This window comes from Actinophytocola sp., assembly GCF_050699915.1.
GTDB lineage: Bacteria > Actinomycetota > Actinomycetes > Mycobacteriales > Pseudonocardiaceae > Actinophytocola.
In genome coordinates, this window is the sequence record NZ_JBOHGA010000208.1 from 1 (window position 1) to 10,751 (window position 10,751).

Annotated in this window: 1 protein-coding gene; it reads right to left on the minus strand. The window is 73.0% G+C overall.

Annotated elements, in window-relative coordinates; all coding sequences use genetic code 11:
* Positions 1–10,751, minus strand: a 10,751-nt coding sequence (locus ACRDSK_RS27125) for an SDR family NAD(P)-dependent oxidoreductase (protein WP_431444144.1), incomplete at both ends; no start/stop codon positions are given.

Here is a 10,751-nt window from a genome sequence, read left to right on the forward strand (position 1 = left end):
GTCAGCGACACGGCGGCACCGCGCTGACGTGGCGGCCGGACGAGACTGTGCAGCAGGGCGGGCACCTCGCCGCCGGCGCGCACGGCCGGCAGGTCGAGCCGGACGGGCGCCAGCCCGGGCTCGTCGGCGCCGACGGCCAGGTCCAGCAACGCGAGCGCGTGCTCGTGCGCCAGCGGCACGAGGCCGGCCCGCGACATCCGCTCGAGGTCGCCGTCGGTCAGGGTGCTCGTCATGCCGGCGGCAGCAGCCCACGGCCCCCACGCCAGGGACGTCGCCGGCAGGCCCGCCGTCCGGCGGTGCGCGGCGAGCGCGTCGAGGAAGGAGTTGGCGGCCGCGTACGCGGCCTGCCCGGCGCTGCCGAACGTGCCGGCCACGGACGAGAAGAGCACGAACGCCGACAGGTCCATCCCCGCGGTGAGCTGGTGCAGGTGCCACGCCGCGTCGACCTTCGGGCGCAGCACTCCGGCCAGCCGCTCGGGAGTCAACGACTCCACCACCCCGTCGTCGAGCACGCCCGCCGTGTGCACGACGGCGGACAGGTCGACGCCGTCCAGCACCCGGGCGAGCGCCGCGCGGTCGGCGACGTCGCAGGCGACCACGCGCGCCTCGGCACCGAGGGCGGCGAGGTCCTCGACCAGCTCGGCTCCGCCGCCACGCCGGCTCAGCAGCAACAGTCGGCGGACCCCGTGCTCGGTGACCAGGTGCCGTGCCACCAGGCGGCCCAGTCCCCCGGTCCCGCCGGTGATCAGCACCGTTCCGTCGGACTCCCACGCGGTCGGACCCTCCGCCATGACGCGGGTGAGTCGTGCGACGCACACCTCGCCGTCCCGGATCCGCAGCTGCGGTTCGGCTGTGCCCAGCGCCGACGGCAGTGCGTGGCGGGAGGCATCGGTGTCGTCGGTGTCGACGAGGACGAAACGGCCGGGTTGCTCGGCCTGCGCGGACCGCACGAGTCCCCATGCCGCGGCGGCCGCGGGGTGGGTCCCGTCGGTAGTGCCCTCGGTCAGGAACACCAGCCGGGCGCCCGGCGGTTGCTCGGCCGGCCGCCAGTCCTGGATCCGCGTCAACACGTGTTCGGCCGCCGCATGGGCCGCGTCGACGGTCTGGCCGTCGGCCGGCACGGCGACCGCCGTGTCCTGGCCGGACGCCTCGGTCTCGGATGTCGTCGCGGGCATCCAGTCGACGCGGTACAAGTCGTCCGCGCCGTACGGCCGGATGTCGGGCATCGGCCGTACCGTCAGCGAGCCGACGGAGCACACCGGCGCGCCGGTCGCGTCCGCGAGGTCGATGGCGATGGCGTCCGCCGCGGTGCGGGTCAGCCGGGCGCGAAGCTCGGTGCCGCCGGTGGCGTGCAGGCGCACACCCTCCCAGGCGAACGGCACGCCGCGCGCGTCGAGTCCGAGCAGGCGGGCGCCATGCAGGGCGGCATCGAGCAGTGCGGGGTGGATGCCGAACGCGTCCTCGCCGGCCGGCAGCGAAAGCTCGGCGAACAGCTGGTCGCCGTCCCGCCAGGCCGCGCGAAGGCCCTGGAACAGGGTGCCGTACTCGAACCCGTCCGCGGCCCGCTCGTCGTAGAAGTCCGTCAGGTCGACCCGGGCGGCGCCGGCGGGCGGCCACTCGGTCAGGTGCGCCCCCGGTTCTGGTCGGTCCTCGGCCAGCTCGCCCGTCGCGTGCCGAACCCAGGTCCGTCCGTCCACACAGGAGTAGATGCCGACGGTGCGGTTGCCCTCGGTGCCGCTCACCCGCACCTGGAGCCGGACCGAGTCCTGCTCGGGCACGACGAGGGGCGTGCCGAGCGTCAGTCGGGCGAGGTGGCCGCAGCCGACCTCGTCTGCGGCGCGCAGGGCGAGCTCGACGAATGCCGAGCCCGGCACGATCGTCGCGCCCTGGACGACGTGTTCGGCGAGCCACGGGTGGGCCGACGCGGACAGCCGGCCGGTGAACAACAGCTCGTCGGAGTCGGCGAGCGCCACGCTCCCGCCGAGGATCGGGTGCGCGGCGGGCTCGATGCCGAGGGCGTTCGCGTCACCGGCCGGCGGCGCCGGCGAGGGCCAGAACCACTCGCGTTGGAACGCGTAGGTGGGCAGGTCCACCTGCCGGGCCGCGGGGAACACCGCGGCCCAGTCCAGTTCGAAGCCGGCGACGAACAGCCTGCCGACTGCATTGGCGTGGTCCTTGTGTTGCAGAGGAATGAAGACACCATCGCGGGTCTCCTGAGCGATGGCGGTAAGCGTGCTGTCCGGCCCGACCTCGACGAAACGGCTCACCTCGGTCAACTGCTGAAGGTGATCGGCGAAGCGGACGGTGTCACGGACATGACCGACCCAGTACTCCGGTGAGTCCACAGGCGACAGCATCGGAATCGTCGGCTCATGGAAGGTCAGCCCAGCGATGACATCGCAGAACTCGTCGAGCATCGGGTTCATCAGTGGCGAATGGAACGCGTGGGAGACACGCAGCAGCTTGGTCTGCTCGAACCGGCCGGCGATCGCGAGCACTTCGGCTTCATCTCCGGAGATCACGACTGACGTGGGTCCGTTGATGGCTGCGATGCCCACCTGCTCAGTGAGCAACGGGCGCACCTGGTCTTCGGTGGCACGCAGGGACACCATCGCCCCACCAGCGGGAAGCGCCTGCATCAGCCGAGCACGTGCGGACACCAGGGTGGCCGCGTCGGTCAGCGACAGCACGCCGGCGACGTGTGCGGCGGCGATCTCGCCGATGGAGTGGCCGACGAGGTAGTCCGGCCGAATCCCCCATGACTCGACTAGGTGGAACAGCGCGACCTCGAAGGCGAACAACGCCTGCTGAGCCCAGCCGGTCTGGTTCAGCATGTCGGCGTCGTCGCCCCACACCACCTCCCGCAAACCGAGATCCAGCTGGGCGAGCACTACGTCGAACGCCTCGGCGAACACCGGGAACCGCTCGGACAGGTCCCGGCCCATGCCCAAGCGCTGCGAACCCTGACCGGCGAACAAGAAGACCGTCCTACCCTCGCGGATCGAACCGGTCAGCAGACCGGGGTCTGTCGCCCCGTCGCCCAGTGCCGCGAGGGCCGGAGCCGGGTCTTCCGCGACCACGACGGCTCGATGATCGAACGCGGCGCGACGAGTGGCGAGCGAAGCGGCGACATCGACGAGCCCCAGCTCGGGCCGCCGCGCCAGGTGATCCCGCAGGCGAGTGGCCTGCGCACGAAGTCCGTCGGGCGTCTTCGCGGACAGCACCAACGGCACCGGGCCGGCCGCCTCGGTCGGTGCGTCGTCGCCGGCCGGACCTTGCTCGATGACCAGGTGCGCGTTCGTACCGCTGATCCCGAACGACGACACCGCGGCCCGCCGCGCCCGACCGACCTCGGGCCAGGCCGCCCCGTCCGCGACCAGCTCGACCGAGCCGGCGTTCCAGTCGACGTGCGACGACCGGTCCTCGGCGTGCAGCGAGCGCGGCACCCGACCGTGCCGCATCGCCTCGACCATCTTGATCACGCCCGCGACGCCGGCCGCGGCCTGGGTGTGCCCGATGTTCGACTTGACCGACCCCAGCAGCAGCGGCGCCGCACGGTCCTGCCCGTAGGTCGCGAGCACGGCCTGCGCCTCGATCGGATCTCCGAGCCGCGTGCCGGTCCCGTGTGCCTCGACGACGTCGACGTCCGAAGTGGACAGACCGGCCTGAGTCAGGGCTTGCCGGATGACTCGCTGCTGGGCGGGCCCGTTGGGCGCGGTGAGCCCGTTGGAGGCGCCGTCGGAGTTCACCGCCGAGCCGCGCACGACCGCGAGGACGCGGTGTCCGTCGCGGACGGCGTCGGACTGGCGCTCCAACACGAGCACGCCCACGCCCTCGGCCCAGCCCACACCGTCGGCCGAGTCGGCGAACGCCTTGCACCGCCCGTCCGGCGACAACCCACGCTGACGCGAGAACTCCACGAACGACGTGGGTGTCGACATCACGGTCACCCCGCCGGCCAAGGCGAGCGAGCACTCCCCCGACCGCAACGCCTGCGCCGCCAGGTGGATCGCCACCAGCGACGACGAGCAGGCCGTGTCGACGGTGACCGCGGGCCCCTCGAACCCGAACGTGTACGCCACCCGGCCCGACGCCACGCTCCCGGCGCTCCCGCTGCTCTGGTACCCCTCGAACTCGGCGCCGGACAGCAGCGACGCGTAGTCGTTGTACATGACACCCGCGAATACGCCGGTGTGGCTGCCACGCAACGCGTTCGGGTCGATCCCCGCCCGCTCCACCGCCTCCCACGACACCTCCAGCAGCAACCGCTGCTGCACGTCCGTCGCCAGGGCCTCCCGCGGGCTGAGCCCGAAGAAGCCGGCATCGAACGCGCCGGCGTCGTGGAGGAAGCCGCCGGAACGCGTGTACGAGGTGCCGGTGTGGCCCGGGTCCGGGTCGTAGAGCGCCGCCACGTCCCAGCCGCGGCGGGACGGGAACTCGGACACCGCGTCGACACCGTCGGACACCAGGCGCCACAGGTCCTCCGGCGACGACACGTCGCCCGGGTAGCGGCAGCCCATGCCGACGATCACGATCGGGTCGTCAACGAGTGCGGCCACGGCGGGCGCGTGCGAGACCGGACCGGCGGCGGACAGCTCTCCGTCCAGGTAGCCGGCCAGGTCGCCCGCGGTCGGGTAGTCGAAGATCAGGGTGGCCGGCAGCGTCAGTCCGGTCGCCGAGCCGATCCGGTTGCGCAGCTCGACCGCCGTGAGCGAGTCGAACCCGAGGTCCTGGAACGCGCGGGCCGGATCCACCTCGGCCGGCCCCGCGTGCCCCAGCACCTGCGCGACCTGCCCCCGCACGAGGTCGAGCAGTGCGGCGCGGCGCTGTGCTTCGTCGAGCCGGGCGAGCCGCTCCGTGGCCCCGCCCGCCACTCCCGCGGAACGCCGGACCGGCTGGCGCACCAGCCCGCGAAGGACGTGCGGGACCTCGTCCCGGGCACGCATCGCCGCCAGGTCCAGGTGCACCGGCGCCACGCTCGGGACCGAGGCGGCGACCGCCGCGTCGAAAAGGGCGAGGCCGTCGGCCGGGTCGATCGGCGGCATGCCGGCACGGGCGATCCGGCGCAGCTCCGCGTCGGTCAGCGTGCTGGTCATGCCCGCGGTGCGCGTCCACGGTCCCCAGGCGAGCGAGGTCGCGGGCAGGCCCCGGGCCCGCCGGTGCTCGGCCAACGCGTCGAGGAACGCGTTCGCCGCCGCATAGTTGGCCTGCCCGGCGCCGCCGAGCGTGCCGGTGACTGAGGAGAAGAGGACGAACGCGTCGAGGTCGCCCGCCAGCTCGTGCAGGTGCCAGGCCGCGTCGACCTTCGGCGCCAGCACGGCGGCGAGCCGACCGGCGTCCAGCGAACCGAGCACGCCGTCGTCGAGCACGCCGGCCGCGTGCACGATGGACGAGACGTCCACTTCGGACAGCAGCTGGGCGACCGCGTCCCGGTCGGCGACGTCGCAGGCGACGACCTGAGCGTGTGCGCCGAGCTCCGCCAGCTCGGCCGCGAGCTCGGCGGCACCCGGTGCGTCGGGACCGCGCCGACTCGTGAGGACGAGCTCGCGAACGCCGTGCTCGGTGGCGAGGTGCCGGGCGACCAGCGCGCCCAGCCCGCCGGTGCCACCCGTGACGAGCACCGGGCCCGTCCACTCGTGCGCTGCCGGGGACGAAACGACCCGGACAAGGCGAGCGGCTCGGACCTCGCCGTCGCGGATCAACAGCTGTGGCTCGCCGGTCGCCACCGCGGCGTCGACGAGAGTGTCGTCGTCGGTGTCGACCAGGACGAACCGCCCGGGATGCTCCGCCTGCGCCGATCGCACGAGACCCCACACCGCCGCGGCCGCGGGGTCCGTACCGCCGATCGCCCCGCGGGTCACGAACACGAGCGGGCGCGCGTCCTCGCCGGTCAGCCAGCCCTGGAGGTGCTCCAGAACCGATGCTGTCGACACGTGTACGCGATCGACCACACCACCAGCAGCGTCCAGTGGAACCACCACGGCATTGGAGTCACGTCCTTCCACAACGGGGACCGGTACCCAGTCCAGGGCGAACAGGGAGTCGTGCGTGGTCGGGCCGGCCGACATCGGGCGCAGCGCCAGCGAGCCGGCGGAGGCGACCGGGCGACCGGCGGTGTCCGCCACCCGCACGCGCACCGCGTTGTCGTCGAGCACGGACAGGTGCACGCGGATGGCCGTGGCGCCGGTCGCGTGGAGCGTGAAGTTCGTCCAGGAGAACGGCAGCGCGCCGCGCTCCCCTGGCTCCAGAAACGCCGTGGCGCGCAGCGCGGAGTCGAGCAGCGCCGGGTGCAGCCGGAACCGGCCGTTCGGTTCGTCGAGCGTCACCTCGGCGAAGACGTCGCCGTCGCGCCGCCACGCCGCACGCAGGCCGCGGAAGGCGCGGCCGTAGTCGAACCCGTCGTCGGCCAGCCGCTCGTAGAGGTCGTCGATCGGTACCGGGTCGGCCGCGGGCGGCCACTCGACGAGGTCGAAGTCGGCGTCGACCGGGTCGGACGTCAGGTAGCCGGCGGCGTGCCGGACCCACTCGTCCATCCCTTGTGGACGCGAGTGGACGGTGAGCTCGCCCGTGCCGGTGTCGTCCGCGCGGACATGCAGCTGTACCTCGACCGCCCCGTCCTCCGGGAGGACGAGCGGGTTCGTGATGGTCAGCTCACGGAGGTGTGCGCAGCCGATGTGGTCCCCGGCCTGGGCGGCGAGCTCGAGGAACGCCGTGGCGGGCACGACGACCGCGCCGCGCACCCGGTGGCCGGCCAGCCACGGATGCGTCCGGGTCGACAGGGTGCCGTTGAGCAGGGTCTCGCCGGGCGCGCCGGCCAGGTCGACGGTGGTGTCGAGCAGCGGGCGCGTGGCGGTGGGCCAGTAGTGCCGGCGCTGGAAGGCGTAGGTGGGCAGGTCGACCCGGTGGGCGCCGGGAAACACGGCCGCCCAGTCGGGCTCGAGCTGTCCGAGTGCTGCGGCGATTGTGTGTTGTTCGTCGTTGTTCTTGTGTTGGAGGGGAACGAAGACGCCGACATGGGTTTCCTGGGCGATGGCGGTGAGCGTGCTGTCCGGCCCGATCTCGATGTAGTGGGTGGCGTCGAGTTGTTGGAGGTGGTCGGCGAAGCGGACGGTGTCGCGGACGTGGCGGACCCAGTAGTCCGGAGTGTCCACCGGGGACAGCATGGGGATCGTGGGCTCATGGAAGGTCAGTCCTTCGACGACGTGACGGAACTCGTCGAGCATGGGGTCCATGAGTGGGGAGTGGAAGGCGTGGGAGACGCGCAGCCGCTTGGACCGGCCGAACTGTTCGGCGATCGCGAGCACGTCGGTCTCGTCGCCGGCGATCACGACCGAGGTGGGTCCGTTGACGGCGGCGACGTCGACGCGCTCGGTGAGCAATGGGCGGACCTGATCTTCGGTGGCCCGCAAGGACACCATCGCCCCGCCCGCTGGGAGGGCCTGCATGAGTCGGGCCCGGGCTGAGACCAAGGTTGCCGCGTCGGTCAGGGACAGCACGCCGGCCACATGCGCGGCGGCGATCTCCCCGATGGAATGCCCAACCAGGTAGTCCGCCCGGATCCCCCACGACTCGACGAGCCGAAACAGCGCGACCTCGAAGGCGAACAGGGCGGGTTGGGCCCAGCCGGTCTGGTTCAGCGCGTCGGCGTCCTGGCCCCACATCACCTCTCGCAGCCCGGGGTCCAGCTCGGCGAGGGCGGCGTCGAGCGCCCCGGCGAACACCGGGAACCGCTCGTACAGTCCTCGGCCCATGCCCAAGCGCTGCGAACCCTGACCAGCAAACAAGAACCCGGTCCTGCCGGCAACCGGAGCGGGCGCATCGTCGACATCGAGCATGCGTAGTCGCGAGACCGCGACGTCCCGATCTTCGGCCACGACCGCGGCCCGGTGCGCGAACCGCGCACGGGAGGTCGCCAGCGAGAACGCCACGTCGGAGAGCCCGATCTCGGCTGAGTTCTCCAGGTGAGTCGCCAACCGCTCCGCCTGGGCCCGCACCGCGTCGACGGTCGCGCCCGACAGCACCAGCGGCACGGCGCCGGTCGCTGGGGATGTCGGTGCCTCCTGCGCGGTCGCCTGTTCGACGACGAGGTGCGCGTTGGTGCCGCTGATCCCGAACGACGACACCGCGGCTCGGCGTGCGCGCGCGACCTCGGGCCAGGCGGTGTCGTCGGTGAGCAGCTCGATCCCGCCGGTCGACCAGTCCACATGGGACGAGGGCGTGTCGGCGTGCAGGGTGCGCGGGAGCCGGCCGTGCCGCATGGCCTCGACCATCTTGATCACGCCCGCCACGCCGGCGGCGGCCTGGGTGTGGCCGAGGTTGGACTTGATCGTGCCCAGCAGCATCGGGACTTCACGGTGCCGGCCGTAGGTGGCCAGCAGGGCTTGGGCCTCGATCGGGTCGCCGAGCGTGGTGCCGGTGCCGTGCGCCTCGACGACGTCGACGTCCGCGGTGGACAGTCCAGCGGCGGTCAGGGCCTGGCGGATGACCCGCTGCTGTGACGGGCCGTTGGGTGCGGTCAGCCCGTTGGAGGCGCCGTCCTGGTTCACCGCGGAGCCGCGCACGGTCGCGAGGATGTGGTGGCCGTTGCGGAGAGCGTCGGACTGGCGCTCCAGCACCAGCATCCCCACGCCCTCGGCCCAGCCGACCCCGTCGGCGGAGTCGGAGAACGCCTTGCACCGCCCGTCCGCGGCGAGTCCACGTTGGCGGGAGAACTCGACGAACGAGGTGGGCGTGGACATGACGGTGACGCCGCCGGCCAAGGCCAGCGAGCACTCCCCCGACCGCAACGCCTGCGCCGCCAGGTGGATCGCGACCAGCGACGACGAGCACGCCGTGTCGACGGTGACCGCGGGCCCCTCCAAACCGAACGTGTATGCCAGGCGGCCGGTGACGACGCTCGGGAAGCTCCCGTTGATGACGTAGCCCTCGAACTCGGCCCCGTCGAGCACCCGGCCGTAGTCGTTGTACATGACGCCGGCGAACACCCCGGTCCGGCTGCCGCGCAACGACTTCGGGTCGATGCCCGCGCGTTCGACGGCCTCCCAGGAGACCTCGAGCAGCAGGCGTTGCTGGACGTCCGTGCCGAGTGCCTCGCGGGGGCTGAGGCCGAAGAAGTCGGCGTCGAACTCGGCGGCGTCGTGGAGGAAGCCGCCGCGGCGGGTGTAGGAGGTGCCGGGATGGTCGGGGTCCGGGTGGTAGAGGGCGTCGAGGTCCCAGCCGCGGTCGGTGGGGAAGTCGGTCACCGCGTCCACGCCGTCGGAGACCAGGCGCCACAGGTCTGCCGGCGACGACACGTCACCGGGGTACCGGCACCCCATCCCGACGATCACGATCGGGTCCTCGGCGGTCGACCGCGTGGTGACGACCGGCGGTGACTGCTCGACCCGGCTGCCGGACAGCTCGTCGAGCAGGTGCTCGGCGAGGCCGGACACGGTCGGATGGTCGAAGACGAGCGTTGGCGACAGCCGCAGTCCCGACCGCTTGCTCAGCAGGTCGCGCAGCTCGACGGCGGTGAGCGAGTCGAACCCGAGCTGCTTGAACGTCAGGTCGGCGTCGATGCGGTCGACCGAGTCGTCGCCGAGCACCGACGACGCCGCTCCGCGCACCAGGTCGAGCGCGGCCCGGGCGCGGTCGTTCGTGTCCAGTTCGGACAGTCGACTCGCCGTGGCGTTCGTCCGGTGCGCGCCGCGCGGGCGAACGAGGCCGCGGAACACGGCGGACACCTCACCCGAATCCCGGATCGCCGGGAGGTCCAGCGGGGCCGCCACGACCGCGGGGGCGCCGGTGGCCAGGGCGGTGTCGAACAGTCGCAGTCCGTGGTCCGGATCCATTTCCCGCAGCCCCGCCCGGGCCATGCGCCGGGTGTCGGTGTCGGTCAGGTCGCGGGTCAGCCCGCCGACCTCGGACGACCACGGGCCCCAGGCGAGCGAGAGCGCCGGCAGCCCGAGCGCGTGCCGGTGGACCGCGAGCGCGTCGAGGTAGGCGTTCGCGGCCGCGTAGTTGGCCTGGCCCGCGCCGCCCAGCGTGCCGACCACGGACGAGAACATGACGAACGCGGCTAGGTCGTGGTCGCGGGTGAGCTCGTGCAGCGTCCACGCGGCGTCCGCCTTCGGCCGGAGCACCGCGTCCACGCGGTCGGGTGTCAGGGAGGCCAGCACGCCGTCGTCGAGAACCGCGGCGGCGTGCACGACGGCGGTGAGCGGCCGGTCGAGACCCGCCAGCAGTTCCTCGAGGGCGGCACGGTCGGACACGTCGCAGGCGGCGACCGTGACGTCGGCGTCCAGTTCGGACAGGTCGGCGGAGCACTCGCCGCGGCGGCCGACCAGCAGCAGGTGCCGCACGTCGTGTCGTTCGACCAGGTGCCGGGCGAGCGCCGTGCCGAGACCGCCGGTGCCGCCGGTGATCAGCACGAGCCCGTCGGGATCCCACGCGGCCGGTTCGACATCCGGCGCGACACGGGCGAGGCGGCCCGCGTACGCCGTGCCCGCGCGGAGCATCAGCTGCGGCTCGGCCGCGGTGACCGCGGGCAGCAGCGCCGTGGACGCCGGATCGTCGTCGGTGTCCACGAGGACGAACCGGCCCGGGTACTCGAGCTGCGCGGAGCGCACCATGCCCCAGGCGACGGCGGCGGCCGGGTCGCTCCCGTCGATCGCGCCGCGCGTCAGGAAGACCCGGATGCCGTCACTGTCCAACCAGGACCGCAGCGCGACCAGCGTGGCGCCGGCGACCGCCCGCGCGTCCCCGGCCGGCAC